At 59.1% G+C, this 13,922-nt stretch carries 13 protein-coding genes and 1 pseudogene; 4 read left to right on the top strand and 10 right to left on the bottom strand.

Features of this window, described 5'->3' with window-relative positions; all coding sequences use genetic code 11:
- Positions 1-25: 25 nt before the first annotated feature.
- The gene (locus AC1Q64_RS05635; protein WP_492250716.1) at positions 26-472 is read left to right on the top strand and encodes a LexA family protein; all 447 of its coding nucleotides are present in this window, start codon (positions 26-28) and stop codon (positions 470-472) included.
- A 20-nt stretch (positions 473-492) separates the two neighbouring features.
- On the top strand, positions 493-1,791 hold the full coding sequence (locus tag AC1Q64_RS05630) for a Y-family DNA polymerase (RefSeq protein ID WP_288852066.1): 1,299 nt from the start codon (positions 493-495) through the stop codon (positions 1,789-1,791).
- Between the two features lie 225 nt (positions 1,792-2,016).
- Here AC1Q64_RS05630 and AC1Q64_RS05625 read toward each other — a convergent pair whose 3' ends face one another.
- The 5 genes from AC1Q64_RS05625 to AC1Q64_RS05605 form a co-directional block, all read right to left on the bottom strand.
- Positions 2,017-2,670: a DUF599 domain-containing protein gene (locus AC1Q64_RS05625; RefSeq protein ID WP_108500256.1), complete on the bottom strand. Its 654-nt coding sequence runs from the start codon at positions 2,668-2,670 to the stop codon at positions 2,017-2,019.
- A gap of 90 nt (positions 2,671-2,760) precedes the next feature.
- Positions 2,761-4,050, bottom strand: a complete 1,290-nt coding sequence (locus AC1Q64_RS05620; RefSeq protein WP_108500257.1) for an MFS transporter — start codon at positions 4,048-4,050, stop codon at positions 2,761-2,763.
- Between the two features lie 7 nt (positions 4,051-4,057).
- Positions 4,058-4,813, bottom strand: coding sequence for an MBL fold metallo-hydrolase (locus AC1Q64_RS05615; protein ID WP_108500258.1), 756 nt, complete (start codon positions 4,811-4,813; stop codon positions 4,058-4,060).
- 101 nt (positions 4,814-4,914) lie between these two features.
- Positions 4,915-5,583 (bottom strand): ArsR/SmtB family transcription factor, encoded by a 669-nt coding sequence (locus AC1Q64_RS05610; RefSeq protein WP_108500259.1) that lies wholly within the window; start codon positions 5,581-5,583, stop codon positions 4,915-4,917.
- A gap of 428 nt (positions 5,584-6,011) precedes the next feature.
- The gene (locus AC1Q64_RS05605) at positions 6,012-6,986 is read right to left on the bottom strand and encodes a ChbG/HpnK family deacetylase (protein WP_288852065.1); all 975 of its coding nucleotides are present in this window, start codon (positions 6,984-6,986) and stop codon (positions 6,012-6,014) included.
- Here AC1Q64_RS05605 and AC1Q64_RS05600 point away from each other — a divergent pair.
- Positions 6,924-7,292 (top strand): GtrA family protein, encoded by a 369-nt coding sequence (locus AC1Q64_RS05600; protein WP_288852064.1) that lies wholly within the window; start codon positions 6,924-6,926, stop codon positions 7,290-7,292. The two genes, AC1Q64_RS05605 and AC1Q64_RS05600, sit on opposite strands and share 63 nt — an antisense overlap.
- On the opposite strand, the gene AC1Q64_RS05595 is transcribed toward AC1Q64_RS05600, so the two are convergent.
- The 3 genes from AC1Q64_RS05595 to AC1Q64_RS05585 form a co-directional block, all read right to left on the bottom strand.
- Positions 7,216-8,712, bottom strand: a complete 1,497-nt coding sequence (locus AC1Q64_RS05595) for an ArnT family glycosyltransferase (RefSeq protein ID WP_288852063.1) — start codon at positions 8,710-8,712, stop codon at positions 7,216-7,218. The genes AC1Q64_RS05600 and AC1Q64_RS05595 overlap by 77 nt on opposite strands.
- A gap of 92 nt (positions 8,713-8,804) precedes the next feature.
- On the bottom strand, positions 8,805-9,860 hold the full coding sequence (locus tag AC1Q64_RS05590; RefSeq protein WP_492250715.1) for a glycosyltransferase family 2 protein: 1,056 nt from the start codon (positions 9,858-9,860) through the stop codon (positions 8,805-8,807).
- Positions 9,857-10,438, bottom strand: coding sequence for a phosphatase PAP2 family protein (locus tag AC1Q64_RS05585; RefSeq protein ID WP_288852062.1), 582 nt, complete (start codon positions 10,436-10,438; stop codon positions 9,857-9,859). The genes AC1Q64_RS05590 and AC1Q64_RS05585 overlap by 4 nt, the downstream gene beginning before the upstream one ends.
- 258 nt (positions 10,439-10,696) lie before the next feature.
- Between AC1Q64_RS05585 and AC1Q64_RS05580 the strand changes: the two genes are divergently transcribed.
- Complete coding sequence (locus AC1Q64_RS05580; protein ID WP_288852060.1) at positions 10,697-11,659, top strand: cation diffusion facilitator family transporter; 963 nt, start codon at positions 10,697-10,699, stop codon at positions 11,657-11,659.
- 202 nt (positions 11,660-11,861) lie between these two features.
- On the opposite strand, the pseudogene AC1Q64_RS05575 reads toward AC1Q64_RS05580, so the two are convergent.
- Together AC1Q64_RS05575 and AC1Q64_RS05570 are read right to left on the bottom strand one after the other, a co-directional pair.
- Positions 11,862-12,278 (bottom strand): annotated as a pseudogene (locus tag AC1Q64_RS05575) (HD-GYP domain-containing protein); the annotation flags it as partial.
- Between the two features lie 329 nt (positions 12,279-12,607).
- Complete coding sequence (locus tag AC1Q64_RS05570; protein ID WP_288852059.1) at positions 12,608-13,873, bottom strand: IS256 family transposase; 1,266 nt, start codon at positions 13,871-13,873, stop codon at positions 12,608-12,610.
- Positions 13,874-13,922 lie beyond the last annotated feature (49 nt).

Genomic DNA, 13,922 nt, shown 5'->3' with positions numbered 1-13,922 from the left:
GGCAGCAGGGAGCTATACTGTAAATATGTACAGTCTTTGGAGTTCCCCGCTACCGGTGCCGTACGACACGGCGGCGCAGTCGTTGGCCTTGCCCCTGTGCGGGGTGAGCGTGCGCGCGGGGTTTCCCTCGCCAGCTGACGACTTCGTGGTGGAGCGGCTGGACATCATGAAGCTGCTGGCCAAGCACCCCCAGGCCACCTATTTCTGGCGCGTGCGGGGGGATTCGATGCGCGACGCTGGCATTGATGACGGCTGCATCATCGCGGTGGACCGGGCGATCAAGCCCAAGCACAACAGCATCGTCGTGGCCATTGTGGACGGCGAATGCACCGTGAAGTATCTGCACCAGCGCGCCGGCCGCATCAAGCTGCGCGCGGCCAACCCTACCTATCCCGACATCATTCCCCGAGAAAGCCAGACCATTGAGGTGTGGGGCGTGGTGAGTGGGTGCGTGAAGCTGTTTCTCACCTGATCTGATGGACGGAGGCCAGCATGTATGCGCTGGTGGATGGCAACAACTTTTACGTGAGCTGCGAGCGGGTGTTCCGCCCCAGCCTGAACGGCCGCCCGGTGGTGGTGCTGAGCAACAACGACGGCTGCGCCATTGCCCGCAGCAATGAGGCCAAGGCCCTGGGCATCAAGATGGGGGCGCCGTGGTTCCAGATACGGCACATGGAAGAGACCCACGGCCTGGTGGCCTTGAGTGCCAACTTCACCCTGTACGGCGACATGAGCAACAGGATGATGAGCTTGGCGGCGGGTCTGGGGCCTTCGCAGGAGATCTACAGCATCGATGAGTCGTTCATCGGCCTGCAGGGTGTGCGCGGCGACCTGACCAACCGCAGCCACGCCATCCGTGCGCGCATCCACCAGTGGGTGGGCATCCCCTGCGGCATTGGAATTGGCCAGACCAAGACACTGGCGAAGCTGGCCAACCACATCGCCAAGACGGCCGAGCGCAAACCGGGGAGCTACCCCGCCGAGCTGGCCCAGGTGTGTAACCTGACCGCCCTGCCTGCCCAGGACCTGGACGACGTGTTGGCCAGCACGCTGGTGGAAGAAGTCTGGGGCGTGGGCCGCAAGATCGGCGCGCAGCTGCATCAGTGTGGGGTGCATACGGTCCTGGACCTGGCCCGGCTGGACCCAGCCATGGTGCGCAGGCGCTGGAGCGTGGTGCTGGAGCGAACGGTACGCGAGCTGCAGGGTATGCAGTGCATTGAGCTGGATGACGCGCCCGAGCCCAAGAGAGAGATCGCCTGCACCCGGTCGTTTGGCCATGCGGTGACCGAGTTGCCTCCGCTGGTGGAGGCCGTGAGCGAGTTCGCCAGCCGCGCGGCCGAGAAACTGCGCAAACAAGGCAGCCTGGCCAGCCAGCTGCTGGTGTTCTGCCACACCTCGCCGTTCCGCCCCGGCCCGCGCTTCAACAAGTCAGTCGTGGTGCCCCTGCGCCGGCCTACGGCTGACACCGGCAAGCTGGTGTGGGCGGCAGCTGCCGGCATGCGCCGCATGTTCGAGCCCGGCTTCAAGATGGCCAAGGCCGGGGTGATGCTGCTGGACCTGGTGCCGGGCAATGTGCTGCAGTGTGAGCTGGATCTGGAGGATGAAGACCACCGGGACCGCACCCAACTGATGGTGGCGCTGGACACGCTCAACCAGCGCTATGGCAAGGGCACCGTGCATTCGGGCGCCACGGGCGGCACCAGCAAGGGCAAGGACTGGGGGATGAGGCAGGAGAGGCGCACACCTCAGTACACGACGCGGTGGGAGGATGTGCCGGTGGCTAGGGCCTGAGAGTGGCGGCGCTCGCACGCTGGAGATCTGTTTTGCAGCGATTCCAGTCTTTTGCGGCAGATAGTCGGAGTTCTGCTCCGGGGCACGAAGCAGTCATAGAGTCAGCTCATGACTCGGGGAAGCCACGGGCGCTTCACGAATGCTGCTCTGAACCGGCGCGGGTGACGATGAAAGCAGACAGGTACTCGCCGACATCGACCGAGAAGCCATCCTCACGCGGCTGCGTTAATCGCTTTCAATTCTGTATCGGTCAAACTGAACGAGAGCTGCCACCACGACCAGTGCTCCTGCTACGCCGGCCACAGGGTGCAGGACAAAAGCAACTATGGGGACTAGCAGCATCAGCTGCCGCAGGCCCCAGCTGTAGAGCAGGCCGGCCTTGCGTACATACGCAGTACCAGTAGTCGCCCAGCGTTTGCGTTGGGGTGTACCAACGGGCATCCCACCGATGAAGCTTGCGTGGTTGTAGTAGCGCACCGCCATGACGGAAGCCACGAGCGAAGCAAATAGCAGGCAAAGCAACACTAGCTCCATCGCCAGGCGGGGGGTGACATGCGGCCAAGCGGCACTATCAGTGGCCGCCTGGCCCAAAGTGTCGCGTAGCGTGGGAGCGGTGAGAGAAAGCGATCCCATGAGGCCCAATACAGCAGTGGAAGCCGCCATAGTGGCAGACATCAGCGAGTTTCGCAGAGTCTGGACCGCTAGGATCTCAGACCCTGGCTGCGCAGAAATTGCGGCAAACCAATCTTCGCGCAGTAATGCGTGGGCCGATCGCGCCAATCGTTGAGGGGTGCGCCGTTGCGCTACGGCCAGCCAGATCTCGTACGCAGCAACAATGCCCAAAGTGAAGATGACGGCAAGCCAGGAGGTGTTATTCATTGTCCTTTCCTCCTATGAGGTAGCGTGAGGCACACTGCATGTTGTCTGAGGTAGCGCTTAGCAAAAACGAGGTGATCGCCTGGGCTGAGATCAGCATTTCTCTAATCCAGCGGGATTGAGCTTTGGGTGTGTCTCGTCACCCCAGCGCAACAGGACGGCACCTGACATCCACATGGCAACGGCGACGAACCAGAAAGCGTTTACCAGCCCACCACCCCATGCTGCGGCTGCGCCTAGGCCCATTGCACCGACGCCGTAGCCTAGGTCGCGCCAGAACCTATAGATGCCGATGGCCGAAGCCCGCCAACGGGGGTGTGCAATATCGGCTACCGCAGCGCTCAGGTTTGGATAGAGCATGGCCATGCCAATACCGGCAGTGGCAGCAGACAGGCTCCACCACAACGATCCAGCCCCGAGCGGCATGAGCGCGACCCCGGCTCCACAAATCCACATTCCCCACACATTCAACAGGTGCCGCCCCACACGGTCAGAGAGCCTGCCTGTGAAGAACTGCGCGGCGCCCCAGGTGAAGCCGTAGACGCCCACTGTCCAACCAATGCCTGGCAGACTCAGCCCTTGCTGGTGCAGGTAGATTGGCCACAAGGCCCAGACGAGCGCATCCACAAACTTCTCGACCAGTCCGGCCTGGCAAAGGGCTGCCATCCGCCGGTCGCGCCAACTCATCAAGAAGAACATCTCTGCGGTTGATGGATGCTCACTCACTGCCTCGGGATACCGTGGTCGAAACACTGTGGCGCCAGCCCCTTTGTGCTTTTTCACCTCGTCGTGCGCCCAGGGCAGGGTTTCAGCGACGAATGTCCACGCCTGCATTGTCGCCAGTCCTATGACTGCCCCGCCAAACCACAGCAGGCCTGAACGTGGCCCGAGCATGGAGGCGAGGTAGCCGGTTGCGACACCTGCGATGGCAAGCCCCAGGTAGCCCGAGAACTCATTGAGGCCAATCACAAGGCCGCGCTGGTCGGCGCGCGTGAAGTCAAGTTTGGCGGTCTGCGTCATCGACCAGGTCAGCCCCTGATTGACGCCCAACAAGACCGTGGCGAAGACCACCCAGGACCAGCTCTGCGAAAAGTAGATCAGCACCGGGATAGGCCAGGCCACCAGCCAGCCGAACAGCAGCACCCGCTTGCGCCCCAGTTCCTCTGCCAGGCGTCCCGCGGCGAAGTTCATCGTGCCTTTGACAAAACCAAAGGCCACCACAAACGCCACCAGCAGCATGAACGATCCGCGCGGAACGCCGAACTCAGTCTCGGCCAGTGCGGGCACAACATTGCGCATCATGCCAATGGTCATTCCCACCAGCAGCACCTGCAGCAGCTGGTGCAGGAACTGACAGAGATTGGCGCGGATACCGAAATTCATCACCAGCTCAGACAGTTGCTGAGGCCGGGGCCGTGCCACGCAGATTGGCTTGCACGATCTGCTCCATGTCCGCAGGCTGTGGCGGGATATCGGCAGTCAGTGCAGAGACAAAAGCATCCCTGGACATCGAAAGCATGGGATTGAATCGTTTTTCAAAACCGATGGTGGACGCGGGTTTGCCAGACAGCCCTGCACCGCAGCTGCTTCCCGCCTGGTGGCCCGGGTAGATTTCGAGTTCGGCGGGCAACGACAGTAGCTTGGTATGAAGCGTGTCGTAGAGCTGCGCAGCCATTTCACGCTCGTGTCCCGCCAGATCGGGACGGCCGACTGCGCCCACGAAGAGCGTGTCGCCTGTGATGACAAACCAGGGGTCATCACCACGGCGCAGGTCTCGAACCAGCAGACACACGCTGTCAGGGGTGTGACCCGGTGTGTGAATGACGTCCACCAGTACGTTGCCGGATTCCAAGCGCTGCCCGTCGCGCAGCGGAGACAACGCGAAGGTGGCCCTTCCGAGATTGCTTTCATGAAGGTAGTAGGTGGCACCCGCAAGGCGTGCAAGTTCTGCTCCGCCCGAGTAGTGGTCCGCGTGAACATGGGTGTCGATGACGTGCGCGATGCGCACCCCAGCCTTTTCCGCTTCTTGGAGAAACCAGTTCTCGTCACCGGCCACTACATCGACTGCGACGGCCTTTTGAAGACCGGCGCAGCCGAAGAAATAGGAGAGCGTGGCGTTAGCGGCCGGGCGTTGGCGAAAGAACATGGCTATCTCCTGTGTAGGGTTCCGAGGAGGGGGGCTGGCTTTGGGGAGTAAGGGCTGGGACACGGGTCAAGCGGTTGATCGATGCCCCCACGTCAGTGGCCTCATTCAGACCCTGTCGGGCTGGTAATAGGCAACCCGCGGGCGCGCCATTCCGCTACCCCGTCGGCAAGATGGAATGCCTGGTATCCCTTCTTGCGCAGCAGTTCTGTGGCGGCCTTTGCCATGAGGCAGAACGGGCCCCGGCAATACGCCACTACGGGCACATCCTTGGGCAACTCGGCTAGGCGCTTTTTGAGTTCTTCGATGGGAAGCGAGCGGGCGTGCGGTAAATGCGCCACGCTGAACTCCGCTTGGGGTCGGACGTCCAGGACGGTGATTTCTCCTGCAGCGGCCCGGCGCAGGATTTCGCTGCGATCAATACCTTTAAGGTCGGCACCCGGCTCCGCAATCGCCGCCAGCGCCATTTGCAGCTCGACTAGGCGCTCCTCCGCCTCTGTGCGGAGGGTGACCCACAAGTCGGCCACGCTGCTGCTGGTCAGGCGGTACACCACGTACTTGCCTTCTTTGCGCGTATCCACCAGGCGCGCCATGCGCAGTTCCTTCAGGTGGGCACTGGCGAGTTTGACGCTGATCTCGGCCTGGGCCGCCAGGGTCTCGACGGTCTTCTCGCCCTGGCACAACAACTCGATGAGTTCCAACCGCTTGGGGCTGGCAATGGCTTTGCCAATACGGGCAACTTGCTCATAGAGCTGGTTTTTAAGTTCTCTCATGCGTACATTCTAGTGAATATTAGATTGAGATGGGCATTTTGATACGAGCGACTTGGAAGTCTGGGAGTTTTCTATGGCCTACAGCCCTACGGAACTACCGCGACGCGAGGAGCCAACGCACTGTTCGAACCTGATCAATCGTTTCTGACTTCAGGGCAACTGACGAGATCGGGTGGGGAAGGGATGAAGTGGCGGAGATATTTATGCTGACGAGCATCCCCTTGGCGTGCTGAGGTGAGGTTCATTGGCGCTCGACATCCAGAACTTTTCCTGGGGGCGAACTGATCCCGGAACGTCCAATATGGGAGAAAGCAGATGTTGCGCTTAATGGGCTGATTGACCGCAACCAGCCTATATCAGTCGGCCGAGCGAGGATTCAAATTGCTGGCCGTTTCCGCCGAAAACAGGCGATCAAAGCTGCTTCAAATTCATTCGAGCATATTCCGCATGGTTTCAAGCCGAATGCAGTGTTCGGCGAGCAACACCCCAAACTGCCCGCCGGATATCACGTTGTATTCCTTAAGCCGGAAGTCAACCGCCTCCTGCGAATGCGCCCCTAAGCTCGGATGGCACATCAAGAGATCGCCGTCCTCACTGACTTGCAGCCAACGATCTACGCAAGCTAGATAGTTGCTCTCATCGCCGCGGAATCCATGGACTCCCAGTAGATGAGCATTCTGGCGAAAACCAAGCCTATTTGCCTCGCGGGAAAATGCCGATGCCCCTAGCGCTTCGATGATCCGGGGTTTCAGGTCTATGCCCTCGGTTTTAAGAAATCCCAACGACGAGCGGGTGTACTCTCGTGTGCTTCTCAGCCAAGGCAACCTGCCCTTGTAGCGCTGACCCAGTTCTGACAGTAGTTCATCGCGCACCACGGGAAACTGATGCACATGCTGGTGCCCATCTACGTACGCAGGTGAACTTCCGATTAACTTCTCAAAAGCGTCTAGTTGAGCTCGGATTTCCGCTCGAATATCAACACGCGAAATCGTCCGCAGCCAGCAAGACAGGATGAGTGGACCCAGCACGTATGGGCGCATCGTCAGAGGATACTGCGTAAGGTCGAAATGCAGACCCAGTTCTGTCTTGTTGGGATCGCACTCTTGAAGCTGCGGAGCCCACTTAGGCCACGCCGGAGCACCGACCATGCAGCTAATCGCCTGGGCACGTCCTTGCAAAGAAAGTGAAATCGCTGCTGCGCAAGTATCGGAATCTAGCCCGAAATCATCCACAGCGATACAGAGTCTGCGGCTATGCTCAGCTGAACCATGCAGACGCAATTTCGTATTCGCCAACGCATCACACTGGTCAAGCAGTTGTGCCGTGGCATCTCCCGTTTTGTGCTCGTGGGCACTGCTGCTGCTGCCGTGCACTGGAGCGTCGTAGTCATACTTGTTGAGCATGTTCACTGGCGCCCCTTAGTTGCAAACATCCCTGGCTGGCTGGTGGCGTTCAGTGTTTCTTTTACTGGACATTATTTCTGGACCTTCCGTCACGAGAGCAGTTCTCTGGCAAGCTCCGCAGGGAAGTTCTTTGCGGTGTCGGCCTGTGGTTTCTTCGTCAACGAAATGGCTTATGCGTTGCTGCTCTCTCATAACGACGTGCGTTATGACTTGGTACTGGCCGCGGTGCTCATAGCAGTGGCTGGGATGACGTACTTGGCGAGCCGCTATTGGGCGTTTCGGCGCACCCCAAAGAGGCAGACATGACCGGAGTACGAGTTTCAATTCGCCACAGTGTTGTCTCTTGAAGGTGATGCACGCTCACTGCTTGCTTCAAATACGGATAGCGCTCCACAGCTGCAGTGGGGCCAAGCAACCACACGATGTCCGAGCTGCATAGTAACTGCGGCAGAAATGCAGGCAGAAGCAGGTACTTTGCGGCTGATGCCCTGTCAAACAGTCCGGCATCAGCGATTTCTTTGCGCTGGTTGTCCTGCCGATGAAGTTCTGGATCGTCCCACTTCTCGAACACTGCCACAGGCTTACTCAGCCCTGCGTAGAAGGGAAAGTCGAAGTAGTACTTTTCAAGCATCACGACAAGTTCGGAAGGATGATGACCTTCTTTGAAGGCCTGCCCAAAACTACGCATCGAGTGCTGTGGATGTACAGCGAGCCAAGTCAGCACCGAAAGCGTCAACGCGACTCCCAAGCCGGCCACCAGGGACCCAGCAGCAAACTTGCGCCCAGACAAGCGCCCTTTTCCCACATAACCCTGCGCCGCCAACATCGCCAGCGGTGCAACGGCGGGCAGGACATAGCCCAGCAACTTAGAACGCGGAAGCGAGAAAAACACCACGATCACAGCGGCCCAGATCAGCAGCAGGAGCCGCAACGAATTTTGGGTATCTGACGATTCAGCGCTAGCTTTGCTCGCCCGCACTATCCATGGCAGCCATGGCAGAAACGCAAGCGCAAGCACTGCCGGATAGAACCACAGCGGCATCACGTTGTTGAATCCGCTCTCCGTGAACCGCTTGAAGTGCTGCACTACGAAGAAGTAGTCCAAAAAATCTGGGAACCGGTGCTGCATCGCAGCGAACCAGGGAACAGTCAAAAGTAAGAACAACAGCACGCCTGGCCAGTCGAGCAGACCAAAAAGGCGGCGCCACTTCTTTTGCGCGACCAGCCATACCGTTATCACCATCGCAGGCAGAACGAAGCCAATCAATCCCTTGGCAAGTATCCCCAAGGCAGCCATACCCCAGCCCGCTGCTAACGCCCCGCGGAAGGGCTGCGCCTGCTCGGAAAGCAAAACAGAGTGAGCGAGCAGACATATCGTTGCGACGATGCATCCCGCAACGAGCATGTCAAGATTGGCGAACTGCGCTGCAATCATCCAGAGGGGCTGTGCCATCAAGACAATGAGGCCCATTTGCCCGACCCTGTTGCTTAACCACCTCCGGAAGAACCCGTAGCAAGCCAAGCTACCTACCGCGGCGCCGACCAAAGAGGCGAAGCGGGCAGCCCATTCATGGTTCCCAAATAGCCACAAAGACGTCGCTGTAATCCAGTAAAAAAGCGGCGGCTTATGAAAATAGGGCAACCCATTCAGCGTTGGTGTGAGCCAATCCCCTGAGCGCACCATCTCCCATGCAACACCAACATACCGCCCTTCGTCGGGCAGCATCAGTGGACGCATCCATGCAGTGACAGTCAGCCAAACCAGCACCAACACTACGGTCGCGCTGACTACAAGTTTTGCTCGATTTTGACTCTGAGTCATAAATCAGCCGTGGCGATACCTTGGCCCAGTTCGTGCTGAATTACATACAGCGGCCGAGCCTTAACTTCTTCCGCAATCTGTCCGACGTATTCGCCGACGATGCCCAGCGACAGGAGCTGTATGCCAGAGAATCCCATCAGACCGACAACGATGGTTGTCCAGCCGCTGATGACGTGTCCGTACAGCAGATAGTCAACTGTTAGATAAGCTCCATAAAGAAGAGCAAGAATAGCGAGTACAAACCCAATGCCACTGACAGCTCGGAGGGGCCATGTAGTAAACCCGGTCAATCCGTCGAGGGAGAGGCGAATGAGTCGCAAGGGGCTGAAGGTGGTATGTCCGTGCAACCGAGCGCTGGGCATATAAGGCACTGCTGTCGCATCGAATCCAACCCATGCATACAGACCTTTCATGAATCGATTGCGTTCTGGCAATGACAACAAGGCATCGACAACGGAGCGGTCCATCAGTCGAAAATCGCCTGCCCCAGCCGGCACCTTGAATCGCCCGGCCATGTTGACCAGGGCATAGAACCAAGCCGTCCCCCATCGCTTGAACGCGCTTTCATCCGTCCGGTCTTCGCGCAAGGCGTAGACCATATCTTTGCCTTCGCACCAGTGTTTAATGAACACTGATATCAACCCAGGGGGGTGTTGAAGATCACCATCCATCATCACAACGGCATCGCCGTGGGCTGCCTCGAGACCTGCCATCAAAGCGGCCTCCTTGCCAAAGTTTCGAGACAGGATCAACGCACGAAACCCGGGTATCTGCGCCCACTTCGCCAGAACTATTCTGGTCGCATCCGAGCTGCCATCGTCTACCAGAATTACTTCCCACCGCTCGACGCAGGCGTCAAGGGCTTCACGCAACTGAGGAAGCAACTTTTCTAGATTGGCAGCTTCGTTATGGCAAGGAATGACGCAGGAAAGCGATCGGAGTCTGCGTAGCTTCGGTTCAGTGGCAGCTTGAGTGTCCATTTCGCCGATGAAAGTCCGGGAAATCTGAGGGAGCAGACCTAGCGAGGTTTTGGAGTCTACGAACAGTTTCAAGTGAACCTCCTGATGGCGGAGTCTGCAGAAATGGCCAGCGTTGAACCTGACGCACAGCCTGCGATAAGGCATCCGCAGAATATGCCCATCACGGCCCCTGCACCGACGTCGGAAGGGAAATGCAATCCAAGGTACACGCGGCTCCAGGCTATGAGGCCTGCAGCTAGAAAAGTGGGCACCGCCCATCGAATACGCCGAGTGGCAAATGCAGTAGCTGCTGCAAAAGCGAATGCGACGCTCGCGTGCTTGCTGGGGAACCCGTTTGACGCGGCATGCGGTAGCCACTGCTTGCCGAGGCCGATGCTGAAGGGGCGATCTATGGAAAGAAAGTGCTGCCCCAGACTCGCCAACAGCCAAGCGGTCGCCATGGCCAGCAGAACTTGCACTGCGCCCGACTTGACCTGGCGATCTCCAACAAGGAGCGCTCCAGCAAGCCCACCCGCCATCAACAGCGGTAGTTGTTGGGTTGCAAAAAAGGCGCAATACGTCTGCCACTGGGGAGACGAAACTGAGCCGTTGACATACAAAAATAGAACATGATCCAGCGGCATAGAAATCGCCTTGGCCCAGGAGGACAATTTTTGTATGGTCCTACGAATGCCTTAACGCAGCCTTAGCTGTATGTGGCAGCTCATTGCATGCTTATCTGAAAAGACATTCTTGCGACAGCGCGAGTGGAGCTGTCATATCGGCAGTGGGTGATATTCAGCCGAGCTCAATGATCAGGTTCGGAGTCTTCTGTTCGTCGGTGGATAAGCGCTTGTTAATCGAACCTTAAGGATCAACCAGTAGCCTAAGGCGAAGCGTCGGCAAACGCGGCGTATTGATGGAGCATCGTGACTGCGTTACTACCGCCAACTGAAGATTCAGAAGCTGACGATTACTCGATTGCAGACCGGGCTGCCGCCGCCTCGCGCAGTACCTGGGTCAGCGTTGCCGTCAATTTGGGTCTTACTGCCACGCAGATCTTTGCCGGTGTACTGACCAAATCACAAGGCTTGGTCGCCGACGGATTGCATTCGCTATCTGACCTCATCGCGGACTTCGTGGTGCTACTCGCCAACCATCACAGCCGCAAGGAAGCGGACAAAGATCATCCATACGGACATCACCGCTACGAGACCGCCGCGTCTTTGGTCTTGGGGCTGCTCCTACTGGCAGTCGGGCTGGGCATGCTCTGGACGGCAGTTATAAAGCTGGAGCAACCTGAGACAATTCCCCAGGTGCATATGGCGGCACTCTGGGTAGCGCTCGGCGCGCTTGTGGCCAAGGAGCTTCTTTTTCGGTACATGCTCTCTGTCGCCAAACGGGTGAAGTCGAGCATGCTCGTGGCCAATGCTTGGCATGCCCGATCAGATGCCGCCTCATCGTTAGTAGTGAGTTTGGGGATCGTCGGAAACTTGGCTGGCTATCCCATCCTGGATCCCATCGCGGCAGCCATTGTGGGCTTTATGGTCGCCAAGATGGGATGGGAGTTCGGCTGGGACGCTCTGCACGATCTAATGGACCGCGCAATAGACGACGAAGAGATTGCAGCCATCAGCCGAACGCTATTAGCAACGCCAGGAATTATTAACGTGCACGACATTCACACGCGCAAGATGGGCGACATGGTTGTCGTTGACGTGCACCTTGAGGTTGACGCTGCGCTCACCGTTGAGGCAGGTCATGACATCGCTGTTGAGGCCCGTCGACGCGTCCTGCAGCACCACAGAGTTTTGAAACTGATGACGCACGTGGACCCTTGGCGCCGTCCCGACGGAGACCACGACAAGGTGATGTCTTCGAGGCAAGCCTGAGTAGTTGAACGTGAGTCTCACGATCGCCTATTCTCTTTTGGGACATGCGCTCGTCCGGTACCCTTAGCTTGACAGATGCTCTCCCCGCAAACCGCCGCACCTGGCCGCAGCGCAGCTTGTGTGTGGGGGCCACGTGGTCGGTGGTGGTCGCCAGGTCCAGGGCGGGGTTGAGCGTCAGGGTGATGATCAGTGCAGGCATGGGCTACCAGACCTTGTCGGAGAAGCCGGACCACAGCTCGTCCAGGTCGGGAAAGCGCCACTTCTCGGGGTCTTCGCGTGCCACGATCTTCTCGTTGCAGTCCGGGGCGGCCAGGTTCACCACCTCGGGCGGAATGCGCAGGTCGGACTTTGTGGAGAAGAACACCTTGACGATGGGGGGGGGTGAGCGCGGTGGGCGATTGTTCCGTCATGATCCCGATGCGGCCCGAGGTCAGCCGCACCAGCGAGCCCACGGGGTAGATGCCGATGCTTTTGACAAACCCTGGAAGATGCGCGCGTCGAAGTGGTCCTTGGTGCACTCGGCCATGCGGCGCAGCGACTCGGCCGGGTCCCAGCCGCGCTTGTAGGGCCTGTCGGAGGTGCTGGCTTCGTACACGTCGCAGATGATCCATCCACGAGCCGGAAAACTCGTGCAGGTACATGCCCAGGGTCAGGTGTTGGATTTGAATGCGCTTGAGCATGACGGGGCCCCTGGGTACGAGTCTTTTCGACCTACGTCGGCGACGGCTGAATCGAATGAGATTCGTCGAGCGCGACAGATGGTCGGAATGCGGCTGGTACGCGCTCCATCACAGTGCCTAGTTGAGTCGAGGCGCAGCGAACGACAGTCCAGGCGTGCGCGCCAAGGCCCCGTGTCCGCCTGGCAACTTGAAGAACGCGGGCCTGTCCGAGTTTCCGTGTGTGAGGCTCACTGAGCCTTCACCGATTTGGCGAAGGTGAATGAGTATCTTACGTGCTCGATTTCGTGAACCGGTCCTCGTAGAGGATCGCAAATTGGTTCATTGCTGACTTCCAGTTGTTGGCAGCCCGCCCCCAGTCTTCGGTGATGTTGCGCAGTGCCAGCCAGATCAGCTTGGTGGCTGCATCGTCGCTGGGGAAGTGCCCTCGGGTTTTGATGATCTTGCGCAGCCTCGCATTCACGCTCTCAATCGCGTTGGTTGTGTAGATCACGCGGCGCACCTCGGGTGGGAAGGCAAAGAACGGTATGACCTTGTCCCAGACCCTGCGCCAGGCGCCCACGACAGTGGGGAACTTCTGGCCCCAGGGCCCGGCTTCAAACGCAGTCAGCTCGGCCTCAGCGGCCTCGGCGCTCACCGCCGTGTAGATCGGCTTGATGGCCGTGGCCAGGCTCTTGCGGTCCTTCCATGACGCAAAGTCCAGGCTGCCCCGGATCAGATGCACGATGCAGGTCTGCAGCGTCGTGGCCGGGAACACTGCGCCCAGCGCCTCTGGCATGCCCTTGAGCCCGTCGGTGACGGCGATCAGGATGTCATGGACTCCGCGCGTCTTCAGGTCGTTGAAGACCTTCATCCAGAACTTGGCTCCCTCGGTGTTTTCGATCCAGATGCCCAGGATGTCGCGGCTGCCATCGGGTAGTACGCCCAGGGCCAGGTAAACGGCCTTGGAGCGAACCACGGCTTCCTCGCGGATCTTGACCCGCAGCGCGTCAAAGAACACGACCGGGTACATCGACTCCAGCGGGCGACTCTGCCAGGCCGTGACCTCGCTCATCACGGCGTCAGTGACGCTGCTGATGAGGTCGGGCGAGACGTCCACCGAGTACATCTCGGAAAGAAAGCCCTGGATCTCGCGCACCGTCATGCCGCGCGCGTACATGGCGATGATCTTGTCATCAAAGCCCGTAAAGCGGCGCTCATGCTTGCCAATTAGTTGCGGCTCGAAGGTGCCCTCGCGATCGCGGGGGACGTCGATGCGCAAAGCGCCGACATCGGTGAGAACGGTCTTGGCGCTCTTGCCATTGCGGTGATTGGTGGCAGCCCCTTCGGGTTTGGCCTGACCGGGCGCGTAGCCCAGGTGGTGACTCATCTCGGCGCCCAGTGCGCGCTCCAATACGGCCTTCTTGAACTGCTGGAAGATGCCCTCAAGCTCGGCTGGCGTCACCGGCCCGGGGATCAGTTGATCAAGCGCTGCGGCTGAGAATTGCGGCTGCGCCGCCTTGTCCGCTGCTGTGGTTGTCTTCGTCTTGCGTGGCATTCATGCTCCTTGTTGACATGCTATGCCTCACACACAAAACATCTGACAG

It is taken from the genome of Acidovorax sp. GW835-FHT14G06 (assembly GCF_058793595.1).
The sequence above is the reverse complement of the archived record's forward strand: the minus strand, read 5'-3'. Positions and strand labels throughout refer to the sequence as shown.

What these genes read in the sequence shown, in the direction of transcription:
- AC1Q64_RS05605 (WP_288852065.1), bottom strand. Translation starts at nt 6,986, where the DNA reads ATGCTCAACAAGTATGACTACGACGCTCCAGTGCACGGCAGCAGCAGC.
- AC1Q64_RS05635 (WP_492250716.1), top strand. Translation starts at nt 26, where the DNA reads ATGTACAGTCTTTGGAGTTCCCCGCTACCGGTGCCGTACGACACGGCG.
- AC1Q64_RS05615 (WP_108500258.1), bottom strand. Translation starts at nt 4,813, where the DNA reads ATGTTCTTTCGCCAACGCCCGGCCGCTAACGCCACGCTCTCCTATTTC.
- AC1Q64_RS05610 (WP_108500259.1), bottom strand. Translation starts at nt 5,583, where the DNA reads ATGAGAGAACTTAAAAACCAGCTCTATGAGCAAGTTGCCCGTATTGGC.
- AC1Q64_RS05620 (WP_108500257.1), bottom strand. Translation starts at nt 4,050, where the DNA reads ATGAATTTCGGTATCCGCGCCAATCTCTGTCAGTTCCTGCACCAGCTG.
- AC1Q64_RS05625 (WP_108500256.1), bottom strand. Translation starts at nt 2,670, where the DNA reads ATGAATAACACCTCCTGGCTTGCCGTCATCTTCACTTTGGGCATTGTT.
- AC1Q64_RS05630 (WP_288852066.1), top strand. Translation starts at nt 493, where the DNA reads ATGTATGCGCTGGTGGATGGCAACAACTTTTACGTGAGCTGCGAGCGG.
- AC1Q64_RS05570 (WP_288852059.1), bottom strand. Translation starts at nt 13,873, where the DNA reads ATGCCACGCAAGACGAAGACAACCACAGCAGCGGACAAGGCGGCGCAG.
- AC1Q64_RS05595 (WP_288852063.1), bottom strand. Translation starts at nt 8,712, where the DNA reads ATGCTGCCCGACGAAGGGCGGTATGTTGGTGTTGCATGGGAGATGGTG.